The following is a 14,746-nucleotide window of genomic DNA, read 5'->3' as shown; positions in this document are numbered from 1 at the left end:
GCTGCCAGCTCAGCAGGCGCGCGGTCTGCGCGGCGTAGGTCTCCCAGCGCGGCACCGGCCCCGACCCTACGGTGAAGCTGTCACCCACGAACATCACGACCGGCGTGGACGGCCGCACGACGGGCGTGGCGGGCACCAGCGGCGGGGACGCCTCCGCACCGGCGTTGCACCCGCACAGGAACGCCGTGCACAGGCCCAGCAGCGCGAGAACCGGCGCGATCCGGGAACGACGCGTCAGGCCGCGCATGACCACCTCTGAGGGCTAGGCTGCCGATATGACCTACGACCTCCACGGGCGGACGCAACGGCTTGAACTGTCAGACCAGGATCTTCGCGACTTCGAAGCCGTGGTGCTGGAGTCGTCGCCTGAGGGGATCGTGCTGAGCAGGTCGGCATTCTATCCAGGTGGCGGCGGCCAGCCGGCGGATCAGGGAGTTCTGCTCTGGCAGGGGGTCGAGACCCGCATCGTCGGGGCGCGCAAGGGCGACGACCTCCAGCTGATCCCGGCGGAGGGCGACCCCGTCCCGCCGGCCGGCACGGTGGTCCAGGCCGCGGTGGCCGACGAGCGGCGTTCGGCCCTGATGCGCACCCATTCGGGGCTGCACGTGCTGTGCGGGGTGGTGTTCCGTGACTACGGCTGCCTCGTCACCGGCGGCAACATGGACGAGCTGACCGCCAGGATGGACTTCAACCTGCCCGAGGTGCCCGCGGGGTTCAAGGAGGCCGTCGAAGACGCCTGCAACGCCGAGATCGCCGCCGACCGGCGCATCGACGTGCGGGTGCTGCCGCGCGCCGAGGCGTTCGCCATTCCCGACATCATCCGCACGGCCACCAACCTCGTGCCCGAGACCGTGCAGGACGTGCGGATCGTCGACATCGTCGGCCTCGACACCCAGGCCGACGGCGGCACCCACGTGGCCTCCACCAAGCAGATCGGCCACATCAAGGTCGCCAAAATCGAGAGCAAGGGCCGCGGTTTCCGCCGCCTCCGCATCCAGGTCTCCAGCTGACCGATGTGCAGCACGCTGGACTGATCTGTCCGAACCGATACGATTTGCCGCCATGGGTATCAGGCTCACGATGGCTGCCCTCGCGGCCACCGCTCTGACGTTGACCGCAGCCCCCGCCATGGCGGCGCAGGCCGGGATAACGGACGAGGTGACGATGACCCTCGGCAAGGACGGCAGCCTGCACGTGGTCGAGAAGATCACGGGGGCGTCGGGGGGACTCAAGCGCACGTTCATCACCAGGACCCGGCACGACGACGACAACGACCGCCTCTACCAGATTTCCAACGTCAAAGGCGGCACCTACGCCGACGGCGTGCTCACCGTGACGGGCGGGACGGTCGAGTACGACGTCAAGGGCGCGGTGACGCCGTCAGGCGGCATCGAGGAGCTGCGCTGGTTCGCCGTGAACGGCTGGAACCAGCAGGTCGCCAAGGCTACGGTCAAGGTGAGCGGCCCCGGGCAGGTGCAGAACCTGTCCTGCTTCGCCGGCGAACTGACCTCGGCGATCGGCTGCACCTCGGCGTCCATGGACCACACGGCCACCCGGGCCGAGTTCGAGCAGGAGAACATCGCGCCGGGCGACGCGCTGACCGTGATCGTCGGATACCCGAAGGGTTCCAGCACCGGCACTCCCATCCTGGAGAGACGTTTCTCACTGGCCTCCGCGTTCACCCTCGACCTCGTCACCGGCGGCGCGCTGGCAGCGCTGCTGGTCCTGCTGCTCGGCGGGTTCGGCCTGCTCTACTGGACGCGTGGCCGGGACGCCCGGGTCGCCGACCACGACAAGGACGCGATCAACCCCGTGCAGAACGGGCACTTCGCTCCGCCCGACGGGGTACGTCCCGGCCAGATCGGCACGCTCGTGGACGAACAGGCCGACGTCGTCGACGTGACGGCCACGATCGTCGACCTGGCGGTCCGTGGTCACCTGCGCATCGACGAGCAGCCCCGCCAGACGTACGACGCGCCCGACTGGATGCTCGTCAGGCTGCCCGACGCGCCCGTCAACACGCTCCTGCCGTACGAGCGGACACTCTACGACGCCGTCTTCGACGGCCGTGACGCGGTGCTGCTGTCGCAGTTGTCCGGCTCGTTCGCCACCCACCTGGGCGCGGTGCGCGACGCCCTCTACGCGGACGTGGTCGAGCAGGGCTGGTTCGCCCGCCGCCCCGACACCGAGCGCACCCGGTGGACGACCATCGGCGTGGTGCTCATCGGCGTGGGCCTGCTGTCCACGGTCGCGCTGGCCTGGTTCACGACGTACGGACTGCTCGGCCTGGCGGTGATCATCGCGGGTGGTGCGCTGGCCGTCGGCGGGCAGTACATGCCGGCCAAGACCGCGAAGGGCTCGGCGGCGCTGGCGCACACCATGAACTTCCGCGACTTCCTCTTCTCCGGCGAGCTGGGCGACGTGCCCGAGCAGCACAGGGTGGAGCTGTTCTCCCGCTATCTCCCCTATGCCGTGATCTTCGACGGGGTGGAGCACTGGTCGCGGGTGGTGGCCTCGGTCACGGGCAACGGCCACCAGTCGGACAACCTCTACTGGTATCACGGCCCCGCGGAGTGGGACCTGTCGAAGTTCGCCGGCTCGATGCGCACGTTCACCACGACGACCTCGGGCGCCATCTCCACCAGCCGCCAGTTCCGCACCCTCTGACGCGAGCCCCGCTCAGCGCAGACGGACCCGCAGCTCGCCGACAGGGCGGCCGCCGCCGAGCACCGGCGGGGCGCCCAGCTCGGCAAGCTCGGGGGCGTCGAGGCCGAGGGAGCGCAGCGCCGCCACGGTGACGGCCACGCGGGCGCGCTGCGCACCGTCCTCGATCTTGACGGTGCCGGCTCGCCCGTCCTCGAACACGAACGCGTCGAACGCCTCCGCACCCGCCTTCACCATGAGCCCGGGCAGCGCCCTCATGAGCGCCGCCTCCGGTCGCCCGGTGCCCGAGGTCCACTCGGGGTAGGTGCGCATCGCGTCGAAGATCTTGCGTTCGTACGAGTCGGGCGACGACAGCGCGTACGCACGGAACGCCTTGACCACCCCGAGCATCGACACGAACAGCAGCGGCGCCCCGCACCCGTCGGCACCGGTGGCCGCGATCCGCTCCCCCGTCAGCTCCTCCACCGTGTCGCGGATCGTGCGCTGCAGCGGATGCCTGGGCTCCAGGTAGGTCTCCGTCGGCCAGCCGTTCGCCACGCAGGTGGCCAGCATGGCGGCGTGCTTGCCGGAGCAGTTCATGTGGACGCGGCTGCGCTCGGTCACCGTCCGGTCGAACGGATGGTCCTCGGGGCAGCGCAGGGCCGTCTCCTCCAGCCCAGCCCCGGCGAGGATCTTCCTGACGCCGTCGAGATGGAACGGCTCGCCCGAGTGGGAGGCGCAGGCCAGCGCGAGCAGCTCGTCCTCAAGCCGCAGGCCGGCACGGAGCATGCCGAGCGCCTGCAGCGGCTTCAACGACGAACGCGGCGAGGCGGGCACGTGCACCGCGCCCCTGGTCTCGGCCAGGCGCCCCTCGGCGTCCACGGTCAGCATGCGGGCCTGGTGCGTGGATTCCACGAACCCCGACCTGACGACTTCCACAACCACCGACATGTCACGACCTCTTTCTTGGCGAGTCTACGGACGGTTCCATCTGGTCCAGAATGGATGTCCATGCGAGCAGTCGTACAACGAGTGAGTTCGGCATCGGTCGAGGTCGACGGGCGGACGGTGGGGGCGGTCACCGAGCCTGGCCTGCTCGTCCTGGTGGGCGTCACCCACACCGACACGCGCGCCGAGGCGGCCAGGCTCGCCGCCAAGCTGTGGGGCCTGCGCATCCTGCACGGCGAGAAGTCGTGCTCCGACGTCTCGGCGCCGCTCCTCGTGATCAGCCAGTTCACGCTCTACGGTGACGCCCGTAAGGGCCGCCGGCCCACCTGGCAGGCCGCGGCCCCGGGACCGGCCGCCGAACCGCTGGTGGAGGCCGTCGTGGACGAGCTGCGCGCGCTGGGCGCCCATGTGGAGACGGGGGTGTTCGGCGCCGACATGAAGGTCTCGCTCGTCAACGACGGCCCCATCACCCTCGTCCTGGAGGTCTGAGGCCTCAGCGGATCCGGCGGCGAAGCGACGGGTCGATGGTGACGTTGCGGCCCGCGTCGGGCGCCACGATGACCTCCTGCGTGGCGGCCACCCCGCCGGCCAGCAGCGACGCGTCCACCGGCACCGTCCGCTTGACCACGGCCAGGGCGATCGGGCCCAGCTCGTGATGGCGTGCCGCCGTGCCGACCACGCCGACCTCCTGGCTCTCGAAGATCACCGGAGCGCCGTGCGGGGGCAGCGTGTCGACGCTGCCGTCGAGGTGGAGGAACACCAGGCGGCGCGGCGGATGCCCCAGGTTGTGCACGCGCGCCACGGTCTCCTGGCCGCGGTAGCAGCCCTTGGTCAGGTGGACGGCCGAGCCGACCCAGCCGACCTCGTGCGGGATGGTCTTGTGGTCGGTCTCGAACCCCAGCCGCGGCCGGCCCGCCTCGATGCGGAGTGCTTCGTAGGCCCACAACCCGGCCATCGGTCTGCCCAGGTGCTCGCCCAGCTCGGCCCGCGGCACCAGGAAGTCCTCGCCGGCCGTGGACAACACCGCCAGGTCATCGACCCGCGACACCTCGACGCGCATCATGAACCGCATCCGGTCGAGATAGTCGACCAGGCTCTGGGCGGTGCCCGGCTCGACGTGGGCCAGCACGCTCTCACCGTCGTCGACCAGCGTCATGTGGTGTTGCACGCGGCCCTGGAGGTCCAGGTCTAGCGTCTGGGTCCACTCGCCGGGGGTCAGCGTGTCGAGCTTCTGCGAGGTCAGGTCGTTGAGCCATTTCAGCCGGTCGGCGCCCGCGACACGGATCACCTCGCGGTTGCTGCGGTCGACGACCGCCTCCCCCTTGGCCAGCGCACGCTGCTCGGCGAACAGGTCGCCGTAGTGGGCGGCTACGTCGGAGTCCGGGTCGTCGGCGGCGACGGCACCGGGAAGGTCGAGCAGAGGGCTACGCATGCCTCCAGGCTATCGGCAGTCGCGGCAGCGCCCGAAGACGGTCAGGTGGTGCACGTCGGCGACGAACCCGAGCTCTTCGTCCAGGCCCTTGACCAGGCCGTCGGCCATCTCGGGGCGCACCTCGATCACCTCGTCGCAACCCCGGCACACCAGGTGCACGTGGTCGGCCTCGGCGGCCAGATGGTAGGTCGGCGCTCCGTGCCCGAGGTGGGTGTGGGTGACCAGGCCGAGCTCTTCGAGCAACTCCAGCGTGCGGTAGACCGTCGAGATGTTCACTCCGCGGGCCGTCTCACGGACCTTGACGCAGATCTCCTCCGGCGTGGCGTGCATCAGCTCCTTGACCGCCTCGAGGACGAGCTGGCGCTGCGGGGTCACGCGGTAGCCCTTGGCACGGAGTTGCTCGTGCCACTGCGTCTCCGTCATGCCCCGAGTGTAAGGCGCGTGGCCGGGACCTGCTGCCGGACGGCCGGACGATATTCGCTTGCCCCTTCGCCGGGGAAGCACATAGCTTCGTTGGTACGCGGAAAGGAGGTGGTCCAAACAATGGTGATTCATAGTTGGACTAGCGAGGTGGTTGTCCGCTAGAGCCGCGGACTCGTTGTCTCGTGGCGTTCGCGAATACGAGGCAACCACCGGGGCCCCTGGCAGCCGGAGGGCGGGATGTCATCCCGGCCTTGGTCCATCCGGCCCGTCTGCTCGGCAGGCGGAGCGTCGCCCGGGGCCCTTCTTCATGCCCGGACACGGCCCGTCAGTGCTGCCCCCTGGCCGGGATGCCCAGCTTCTCGCACGCGTCGCGATAGAGGCGCACGACGGCCATGCGCACCTGCGAACGCTCGGTCAGCGTCTCGCCCCACGGCACCCGGACCCGCTCGCCGCCGTCGACGGTGAACTCGATGCCCTCGGCGTCGACGTCGCTCGTCACGGCGGTCGTCGCCTCCGGCCGGCCCCCGAGCCCGCGTACGATGATCAGCGCGTCGTCGGGGTGGTCGTCGTTCATGTGACTCTTGATCGCCTGGACGGCGGCGGGAGTGAATGGCGTGCTCATCGGCTCACGCTACCTTCTTCAGCTCCGCCGACATATGGTCGGTGAGCGGGTGTCCGACGGCGGCCATCTCGTAGGCCCACATGAGGTTGCCGTTGACGAGCCCGTAGAGCCGGTGACCCGCGGTGTACTCCTTCGCGGAGCCCGTGCGCGCCACCACGTCGGTGCGCAGCTCGATCTTGTGGAAGACCACCTCGCCGATGTAGATCTCGACGATGCCGGTCGGGTGCGCGAGCACCACCTCGACCTGCCTGCCGGGCTGCGGCCGCCAGTATCCCGACTCCGTGGCCAGCGGCCTGACGCGGTTGCCGGCGTCGTCGAGCAGCCACGTGCGGCTGACGTACGTCAGGAACGGCTTGCCGTTGTGGCCGAACTCGACCTCCTGCCCGAAGTTGAAGCTCTCGATCGTCGGGTAGCCGCCCACGCCGGCGCCTTCCCACCGCCCCAGCAGGAACGCGATCGGCTCCAGGTCGGTGTGCACCTCAGGTTCTTCCATGCTCCCCAAGCGTAGTGGGGGGGCGTTAGGGTGACGGGCATGGCACGATCTCTGGTGATCAAGGTGACCGCGGGAGCCGACGCGCCCGAGCGCTGCAACCAGGCGTTCACGGTCGCGGCCGCCGCGCTGGCGAGCGGTGTTCCCGTTTCTCTGTGGCTGACCGGCGAGGCGTCGTGGTTCGCGCTGCCGGGGCGGGCCAAGGAGTTCAGCCTGCCGCACGCCGCGGACCTCGGCGATCTGCTCGACGCCGTGCTGGCCGGGGGGCGGGTGACGCTCTGCACGCAGTGCGCCGCCCGCAGGGAGATCACCGTCGACGACCTCATCGACGGCGTGCGCATCGCCGGGGCTCCGGCGTTCGTGGAGGAGGCGGTCGCCGAGGGCGCCCAGGCCCTCGTCTACTGACCGGCCCCCGCCGGGAGCGGCTCGCCGGTCTCCAGCAGGGTCTTGAGGCTGCTGACCAGCTCGGGCCAGCCGTCGCTGACGGCGTCGCGCACGGCGCTGTCCGGAGGGAAGCCGCCGTGCACGATGGTCAGCTTGACCGTCTCGCCGGCCTGCTCGATCTCGAAGGTCACCGTTGATCTGGGCTCCGCGGCCATCGCGGCGCGCGTCTCGCCGCTCAGGCCGACGCTTTCGGCGAACTCCGGTGTGAAGGTGTGCCACGTGTAGGCCAGCCGGCGCGGCGGGTCGGCCTCCAGCACGACCTGTTCGGGGTCCTCCATCGTGACGCCGAGCTGCTTCCAGGTCACCGTCGATCCGGCCGTCCAGTCGGACTCGAGCTCCACGCCCCAGTAGCGCTTGGTGAATGCGGGGTCGGTCAACGCCTGCCAGAGGCGTTCTGGTGTGGTTTTGATGTAGGTCGTGTAGACGAAATCGTGGCTCGTCATGGAAGCGCTCTCCAATGCCGTCTTGAGGTCGGTCAGGGCGCCGGCCCTGTGGCGGTCGTATCTGTTGATCCAGCGGTCCGCGATGGCGTTGATCGGCACGGCGTTGAGGTAGTGCAGCTTCTCCCTGCCGCGCCACACCGTGGTCACCAGGTTGGCCGCCTCCAGCACGGCCAGATGCTTGCTGACCGACTGCCTGGCCATGTCGAGCTCGGTGCACAGCTCGCGAAGAGTCTGCCCGCTGCGCGCGTTCAGGCTGTCCAGCAGCCTGCGCCGGCCGGGGTCGGCCAGAGCCTTGAACACCTCGTCCATCTACCGCCGTCCAATTCATGCAGCCTTCCGGCTGCCTTTTACGATAGGCAGCCGGAAGGCTGCGTGTCAACGGGCGTACGCCTCTCCGGCCTCGCGACCGGTCAGCCGGGCAGAACGGACGCGAGGCGTTCCTGGCGGAGTGCTTCGTAGCGGGAGTCGTCGAGCGGCGCCAGGTCGCCGACGCACCACGACAGCAGCAGGTCGGCCAGCGCCGGGTTGCGGGCCAGGGCGGGGCCGTGGAGGTAGGTGCCGACCACGTGACCCGCGTAGCACCCTTCGAACCCGTTGCCGTTGCCGGTGCCCACGATCGTCCTGGACAGCGCCTTGACCCCGGGGCCGAGGCGGGTGACGCCCATGTGGTTCTCGAAGCCCGTCAGCGTGGGCAGGTTGAGCGCGGCGTCGACCTCCGCCACCAGCTCGCCCACCGCCCGCGCCGCCCCGCGGGAGCTGGAGATGTCGAGCAGCCCGATGCCGTCGACCGGCTGGCCCTCCTCGCCGCCGAACGTGCTGCCCATGATCTGGTAGCCGGCGCACACCGCCAGCAGGACCGCGCCGCCGGCGACGGCGCGGTGCAGGCCGCCGTCCCTGCGCAGGCGCTCGGCGGCCAGGATCTGGGGGCGGTCCTCGCCGCCGCCGATGAGGTAGAGGTCGCCGGTCTCCGGCACCGGATCGGCCGAGCGTACGTGGATCGTCTCCGTCTCGACGCCCCGCAGCTGCGCCCGCCGCTCCAGGACGAGCACGTTGCCCTGGTCGCCGTAGGTGCTCAGCAGGTCAGGGTAGATCCAGACGATACGCAGGGCGCTGTCAGACGGCACGACCGAACTCCGATCGGATCTGCTGGAAGGCGGTGTAGTTGGCGATCACGTCGACCCGGCCGGGCGGCTGCATGGCCAGCGCCTCGGTGAACGTGTCGCACAGCGTGAACGGCACCTCGGCCACGTCGAGCCGGAGCGCCAGGTCGAGGCGGCGCTCGCCGGTGACGAACACGGGCCGGCCGCGCAGGATGCGGTAGTCGACGTCCCACAACCACGACGTGTCGCGGCCGTCGGGACCCTGGGCGTTGACCGACAGGATGATGGGCAGCTGCGGGTCGGCGACGTCGAACGCCTCCAGCCAGCCCGCCGGGTTCTTCGACAGCAGCAGCCGCGCGTAGCGGCCGTCACGCTCGACCGTGGTGTAACGGCCCGCGACCGAGGTGACCTCGCGCAGCCTGGGCAGCGCCCGCTCGACCGGCACCCCGAAGGCCGCCGCCACCGCCAGCGCCATCACGGCGTTGGAGCGGTTGGCCTGGCCGGGCAGCTGGATGTCGAGCAGCCACCGCTCGCCGTCGGGGTCGAGCGCCACGTCGTCGTCGACCGCCCACTGCGGCTCCGGCCGGTGGAACGTGCACTCGCGGCACGCCCAGTCGGCGTCCTTGCGGTCGAGAGGGCCGCCGCACTCGGGGCAGCACCAGGAGTCTTCCTTCCACCGCTGCCCGCCGGCGACCCAGGTGACCTTGGCGGCCGTGGAGGCGCCCCAGGTGACGAGCGGGTCGTCGCAGTTGGCGATGACGTGGGTGGGCTTGCCCGACAGCGCCCTGCGCCACTTCTGCGCGAGCAGCCAGATCTCGGCGGCGCGGTCCATCTGGTCGCGGCTGAGGTTCATCAGGCAGACGACGCCCGCCCCCGTGGTGTCGAGCACCTCGGGCAGGTATTTCTCGTCGACTTCGAGCACGCCGTAGGGGGCGCCTTTGTACTGGGACAGCGCCGAGACGTGGCCGGCCGGCATGTTGGCCCCGAACGCGTTGGTCGCCACCTCGCCGAGTTCCAGGAGCGCCGAAGTGACCAGCCTGGTCGTGGTCGTCTTGCCGTTGGTCGCGCTGATCAGCGCCAGCTTGCGGTCGAGGGCCAGCTTGCGCAACAGATCGGGCTCGAGCATCAGCCCGACCCGCCCACCGATCACCGAGCCGTCACCGCGCCCGGTCATCCTGGACAGCGTGGCGGCACTGCGGCCCAGGGCACTGGCGAGCTGGGCCCGCAGAGGAAGCTGGGTCATGTGCATGGATCCTAGTCGTGGTTGACCCCTTCGCCGCCTACGTGAAGGAAAACGCGGCCCTGCAGTCACCCTCAGGACGCCGGAACCGGGGCGGGGGACGCCGCCGTCGGCTCCGCGAAGGTGATCTCCGGAGCGCCGCCTTGGTCGAACGGCAGGACGAAGCGGCGCGGCCACGACAACACCCCCTCCAGCCATCCGGCCCCCATCGTCTGCCCCACGTGCCGGAGCCGGGCCGAGGCATCGATGCCGATCGCGACCGTCATGACGTCCCGCTGCACGGACTCGTTCTCGTCGTCCCCGAGGATCACCCGCCAGGCCAGCTCCCTGTTGCGGGCCACCTCCATCGACAGCGGGTGGTGGCGCAGCGCCTTGGCGCGGTGGCCGAGCAGCTCGGTGGGCGCGAGGTCGCCGACGCCGTTGCCGTTCGGCTGGCGGAAGAGGGCGTACTCCATGGGCGGCGCAGAGGTGCGCAGGTCGGGGGCCGGGCGGCCGTACGGGAAGAGCCGGTCCACCTCGTGCAGCCAGCGCACCTGCGGGATGACCCACGCCGCCCCGGGCCGTTCGCCGCCGTTGTCGAGCGCGGCGAGCAGCCGCGTGGCCGTCTCCGCGGCCTTCTCCGTCAGCAGCGCCGGGTCGAACCAGCTCCGCAGCGACCAGGCCCGCCGCTGCACCGAGCGCTCGATCAGGGTGGCCAGCAGGCACTCCCTGCGCCGCGCGGGCAGGTCGGCCCAGGCGGCCGACAGGGAGCGCGGCACGCCGGGCAGCGGCCGGTTGCTGACGAACGCCAGCACGACCGTCTCGCACCAGATGCGCAGCCAGGCCCACTCAGGCGCGTCGGCCAGCACGTCGGCCTCGCGCAGCTCGACCAGCGTGCACGCCTGCCCGGTACGGCACTGCTTGCCGCAGGCCGCCGACCTGCGGCCGCGGATGGGCGGCGGCGGTCCCGGCACGACCTTCTCCCTCGACTCCCCCAGCGGCACGCGCACCCGCAGCGGCCGGTCCATGCCGTCCGCGAAGACGGCGGCCGCGCCCGGCTGCAGCGAGACGACGTGCCGGGACTGCTCGTCGCTGAGGTTCATGGCGGCGCCGACGAGCCTCCTGTCGTCCTCGGCCGGCAGCCGGTGCACCACCTTCAGCGCGGTGTTCTTGACGACGTCGGAGACGAGCTTGGTCGGGATCTGCTCGGCGACCACGATGCCCTCCCCGTACGCCCTGATCTCGGCGAGCAGGCCGGCCAGCAGCTCGACCGCGTGGGTGGAGGCCCGGCCGTGGCCGCGGTCGCGCAGCAGCCGGTGGGCCTCCTCGATCACGATGACGTGCCGCAGCTCGGGCGACTTCTCCCGTCTGGCCCGCATGCGCAGGTGCTCCACGATCCTGATGATCAGCGTGCCCATGAGGAACGCCTTGTCCTCGTCGTTGGCGACGTCCTCGATGGCCAGGACGACGTCGCGCTCCAGCAGGCCGCCGATGTCGGCGGGATGCCCGCCCTCGAAGAAGCGGCCCGCCGAGCCGACGCGCAGGGAGCGCAGCCGCAGCGAGATGAAGCCCTCGACGTCGGCCTGGACCTCGCGGCCGTAGCCGATCTCCTTGATGACGTCCATGGCGTGCTGCTGGAGTTGTTCGAGGGTGGGGACGCTGGGCGGGACGTTCGCGCCGGGCACGGCGCCGCCCGTGACGACGTCCCAGCCGGTGGCCTCGTAGACGCGCTGCAGGGCCAGCGACATGATCTGAGGGAACGGCTCCTCGGCGTCGAACGCTGCCATGAACAGCGCCCTGACCATGTCGATGTGGGCCTGGACGGGGTAGCCGGGCTCGGGTTCGAGCGGGTTGATGCTGAACGGCACGCCGTCGGGCGCCGACGGGTTGATCACCGTGAGGGGGTCATCGATCCGGCCGGCCATGGCGGCGTACTCCGACTTGGCGGGTTCGATGGCCAGCCACGGGATGCGGGCCCTGCTGAGCTGCTCCAGCAGGTGCCTGACGGTCTGCGACTTGCCGGAGCCGGTCGCTCCTGTGATGAACGCGTGCCGGTTGAGCGTGGCCAGCGGCACCTGGAACGTGCCGACCCCCCTGTCCTGGCCGTCGAGGATCTCGCCCAGCTCCAGCTCGCCCGCGTCGGCCTCGGACGTCACGTCGAAGAAGCCCGAGTCGAGCACCCGTACCCCGGGCACCTCACGCCGGGGCAGCCCCGCCAGCGCGGCCAGCGCGCCCGCGGTCGCGGCGAACGGCGCCGCTGCCCCGTCGGACGGGTCCTGCATGGTGATGGCGAGGGCCTCGGACAGCGCGTGCACGGCGCCGTGCGAGCTGCGCAGCCGGTACGGGTGGTGACTCATCTCGACGGACCCGACGAGCACGGGCGCGATCTGCCGCAGCTCCTCGGCGGTGGCGCCGCCGGCCAGCACGCGCACGTTCCAGAGCCCCGCCTCGCGGAAGGCGTCCAGCTCCTGCATGCGGCGCTCGGCGCGCTCGGCGTCGAAGCGGGAGCGCTCGGAGGCGTCGCCGTACTGCCTGAGCACGTTGAGCTGGGTGCGCAGGTGCGCCACCTCGGCGTCGAGCAGATCGGTCGGCTCGGCCACCACCAGCCACGCGAAGGGCCGCGACATGAGCGTCACCAGCGTCGACTCGAACAACGTCGGCCGCTTCAGCTCGTCGGGGTCCAGCTCGGAGAACTCCCGCCCCCTGCCGCCCAGCGGCGGAGCCTGCCGCCCCGGGCACGGCGTCCACACCAGGTCCGCCAGGTCGGCGAGGTACTCCTCGTCGAGCTGCACGCCGCGCGCTCCGCCGGGGAACAACAGCGGTTGCGGCCCGCTCGGCCGGCCGGGCGCGTCGGTGGACCTGCGCGGTTGGCGCGGCGGCGAGAGCGGCCCCGCGTTCGTGATGAGTTCGAGCGGCGCACCCGACCCTCTGGACAACCAGCCGATCACGAACGGCCGGTCGCGCTGCGCCGCCGAGAGCACCGCGGGAAGCACGGTGACGAAGTCCCATTCCGCCGACGAACTTCGCGAGGGCGCTGCGATCGACTGGATTCGGTACCAGGGTCCGCTCAGCGAGACACTCGGCTGCATTTCATTCCCCCACAGACGGTTCTTTGTTAAATTCCGCCAACCGTCAGCTCGTCGCCTTGACATTGACCATGTCATTGCCTGCCCTTGCGCCAGTCCAGGCGTGGCGGTGGTGGCCCGAGGTTCGCAGGGGGTTCTCCGTCGCCGTCCTGGGCGCGCGGGTCGAGCGACAACACGGCGTCGCGCACGTCCTCCAGTTCGCCGAGAGTGGTCTTGGGGAAGGACAGGATGGCCGGGTTGGCGTCGGCGAGCCGGACCCGCCTGCCCTGGGCGGTCGCGTCCGTGACGATCACCGACGTGGTGGGCAGCTGCTGGAGCTGGTGCGGCTCGACGAGGAACTCGCGCGAACGTTGCAGCACCCGCTCCTTCTCCGAGATCTTGTCGGCGGTTCTGCCCCACTCGGTGGACTCCGCGATGTCGCCGGCCAGGTCGTGACTCTCGTCGCGGTCCTGCCTGTCGTCCTCCACCTGCGCGACCGTGGAGATGTAGGCGCCGTCGAGCCCCGCCAGCGAGGCGCTGATGGTCTCGGTGAGCTGGGCCAGCTCCAGCCGGTGCTCGGTGCCGACGTGCTCGCTGGCGACGCGGGCGTCCTCGGCGTTGCCGAGCCGCATGAAGGCCACCGCCGCGTGCCCGCGGCCCAGCCGCTCGCGTACGGTCGGCGTCAGGGACCTGTACGTCAGCACGAGCCCCGTACGCGAGGTCTCGCAGGCGTCCATCAGCCGGTCGAGCACGTCGCCCCTGAGCTTGTCGGCGCCCGCCACGATGATCGTGTGGTACCAGGGCCGGTTCGACGCGGGCGACTGGCGCAGGATGTGGGTGAGCGCGGTGGCCACGTACGTACCGAGCACCCGGTTGCCGAACACGCCCGCCTGGCGGTCCATGCTCACCACGCGCAGCCGGGCGGGCGGCAGGCGTACGGCCTCGGTGCCGAGCGACTCCAGCTTGCGCAGCTGCGACTCCAGCGCCCAGGCCCGCTCGATCACCACGCGGTCGCTCACCCCTCGGCCGAACAACGTGCCGATGCGCTCCAGCTGCGTCGCGGTGAGCAGCCCGAACCTCAGGTCGTCGCGCGGGTCGCCCACCTGCGCCAGCGCCCGCAGCGCGGCGGTGACCTGGCTGATCGTGGCGTTCTCCCCGAGCACTTCGAGCACCCGCTCCAGGATCGCGTTGTCGAAGCTGAGGTCGCGCGTGCTGCGGTGCTCCTCGCTGACGCTCACCACGTGCGCCAGCACGTCGGCGAACGCCTCGGGCTTGAGCGTGGCGCCCAGGTCGAGCTTGGGCAGGTCGGTCGGGAGCACCCAGACCAGGGGGTCGTCGCCGCCCTTGCGGGCCAGCTCGATCAGGTCCTTGGCGATCGCGCCCTCCGACAGGTCGAGCACGGTCAGGTGGCCGCCGCTGTAGAGGCGGGTCGCCCCGAGGAGGGTGATCAGCGCCGACCACCCGGGTAACGTGCCGCCCGCCACGTCGATGCGGTCGAGCTCGTCGGGCACGGCGACGGCGTACCAGGTGAGCTGCTTGTCGTGGCGGTCCTTCGACTCCTGCCACTCGCGGTAGCGCTGGGCGTGCTCCTCCTGTGCGCGGAACAGCTCCCTGTCGCGTTGGCGACGTCGGCGTTCGTCCTCGGCCTGCTGCTCCTGCACCTGGTGTTTCACCGCCCGGTCGCCCTGCACCAGCGCGTACGTGCAGATGCCCGCCACGCCGCCGGCGGCGACCAGGCCGAGCAGCGCGAACGACCACGCGAGGTAGCCCGCCGCCGCGACGGCCAGGATCAGCGCGATCACCACCAGCATGGACTTGCGGAAGCGGCGTACGGGCCTGTTGAGCATGTCCTCCTGGCGGCGCTCGCGGCGCAGGATCTCAAGCCGGGCAGGGTCGTCCTCGTCGGTGGGGGGCTGC

14 protein-coding genes and 1 pseudogene are annotated in these 14,746 nt (G+C 70.9%); 4 read left to right on the top strand and 11 right to left on the bottom strand.

Annotation, left to right across the window (positions count from 1 at the left end):
• A pseudogene (locus E1267_RS37165) lies at window positions 1–247 on the bottom strand (hypothetical protein); the annotation flags it as partial.
• 28 nt (window positions 248–275) lie between these two features.
• Here E1267_RS37165 and E1267_RS37160 point away from each other — a divergent pair.
• On the top strand, window positions 276–1,010 hold the full coding sequence (locus tag E1267_RS37160; RefSeq protein WP_132339886.1) for an alanyl-tRNA editing protein: 735 nt from the start codon (window positions 276–278) through the stop codon (window positions 1,008–1,010).
• A 52-nt stretch (window positions 1,011–1,062) separates the two neighbouring features.
• The gene (locus E1267_RS37155) at window positions 1,063–2,667 is read left to right on the top strand and encodes a DUF2207 domain-containing protein (protein ID WP_246064498.1); all 1,605 of its coding nucleotides are present in this window, start codon (window positions 1,063–1,065) and stop codon (window positions 2,665–2,667) included.
• A gap of 12 nt (window positions 2,668–2,679) precedes the next feature.
• On the opposite strand, the gene E1267_RS37150 is transcribed toward E1267_RS37155, so the two are convergent.
• Complete coding sequence (locus E1267_RS37150) at window positions 2,680–3,594, bottom strand: asparaginase (protein ID WP_132339884.1); 915 nt, start codon at window positions 3,592–3,594, stop codon at window positions 2,680–2,682.
• 60 nt (window positions 3,595–3,654) lie between these two features.
• Here E1267_RS37150 and dtd point away from each other — a divergent pair, with 60 nt between their 5' ends.
• Complete coding sequence (gene dtd / locus E1267_RS37145; RefSeq protein WP_132339882.1) at window positions 3,655–4,080, top strand: D-aminoacyl-tRNA deacylase; 426 nt, start codon at window positions 3,655–3,657, stop codon at window positions 4,078–4,080.
• A gap of 4 nt (window positions 4,081–4,084) precedes the next feature.
• On the opposite strand, the gene ygfZ is transcribed toward dtd, so the two are convergent.
• The 4 genes from ygfZ to E1267_RS37125 all read right to left on the bottom strand — a co-directional run bounded on the left by ygfZ (window position 4,085) and on the right by E1267_RS37125 (window position 6,561).
• Window positions 4,085–5,023, bottom strand: coding sequence for a CAF17-like 4Fe-4S cluster assembly/insertion protein YgfZ (ygfZ, locus tag E1267_RS37140; RefSeq protein ID WP_132339880.1), 939 nt, complete (start codon window positions 5,021–5,023; stop codon window positions 4,085–4,087).
• Between the two features lie 9 nt (window positions 5,024–5,032).
• The gene (locus tag E1267_RS37135) at window positions 5,033–5,446 is read right to left on the bottom strand and encodes a Fur family transcriptional regulator (RefSeq protein WP_132339878.1); all 414 of its coding nucleotides are present in this window, start codon (window positions 5,444–5,446) and stop codon (window positions 5,033–5,035) included.
• A gap of 325 nt (window positions 5,447–5,771) precedes the next feature.
• Entirely contained in the window at window positions 5,772–6,068 is a 297-nt protein-coding gene (locus E1267_RS37130) for a DUF2470 domain-containing protein (RefSeq protein ID WP_132339876.1), read from the bottom strand.
• A gap of 4 nt (window positions 6,069–6,072) precedes the next feature.
• A complete protein-coding gene (locus E1267_RS37125; protein WP_132339874.1) occupies window positions 6,073–6,561 on the bottom strand; it encodes a heme-binding beta-barrel domain-containing protein in 489 nt (162 codons plus the stop codon).
• A 39-nt stretch (window positions 6,562–6,600) separates the two neighbouring features.
• On the opposite strand from E1267_RS37125, the gene E1267_RS37120 reads away from it, so the two are divergent.
• On the top strand, window positions 6,601–6,963 hold the full coding sequence (locus E1267_RS37120; protein ID WP_132339872.1) for a DsrE family protein: 363 nt from the start codon (window positions 6,601–6,603) through the stop codon (window positions 6,961–6,963).
• On the opposite strand, the gene E1267_RS37115 is transcribed toward E1267_RS37120, so the two are convergent.
• From E1267_RS37115 to E1267_RS37095, 5 genes are all read right to left on the bottom strand, one after another.
• The gene (locus tag E1267_RS37115; RefSeq protein ID WP_132339870.1) at window positions 6,957–7,754 is read right to left on the bottom strand and encodes an ArsR/SmtB family transcription factor; all 798 of its coding nucleotides are present in this window, start codon (window positions 7,752–7,754) and stop codon (window positions 6,957–6,959) included. The two genes, E1267_RS37120 and E1267_RS37115, sit on opposite strands and share 7 nt — an antisense overlap.
• A gap of 101 nt (window positions 7,755–7,855) precedes the next feature.
• On the bottom strand, window positions 7,856–8,569 hold the full coding sequence (locus E1267_RS37110) for a type 1 glutamine amidotransferase (protein WP_132339868.1): 714 nt from the start codon (window positions 8,567–8,569) through the stop codon (window positions 7,856–7,858).
• Window positions 8,559–9,788, bottom strand: a complete 1,230-nt coding sequence (locus E1267_RS37105; RefSeq protein ID WP_132339866.1) for a MurT ligase domain-containing protein — start codon at window positions 9,786–9,788, stop codon at window positions 8,559–8,561. The genes E1267_RS37110 and E1267_RS37105 overlap by 11 nt, the downstream gene beginning before the upstream one ends.
• Before the next feature lie 71 nt (window positions 9,789–9,859).
• A complete protein-coding gene (locus E1267_RS37100) occupies window positions 9,860–12,853 on the bottom strand; it encodes an ATP-binding protein (RefSeq protein WP_132339864.1) in 2,994 nt (997 codons plus the stop codon).
• A 71-nt stretch (window positions 12,854–12,924) separates the two neighbouring features.
• The coding region (locus E1267_RS37095; protein ID WP_132339862.1) for a hypothetical protein at window positions 12,925–14,746 on the bottom strand (1,822 nt) is incomplete at its 5' end.

Source organism: Nonomuraea longispora (assembly GCF_004348345.1).
Classification (GTDB): Bacteria; Actinomycetota; Actinomycetes; order Streptosporangiales; family Streptosporangiaceae; genus Nonomuraea; species Nonomuraea longispora.
The sequence above is the reverse complement of the archived record's forward strand: the minus strand, read 5'-3'. Positions and strand labels throughout refer to the sequence as shown.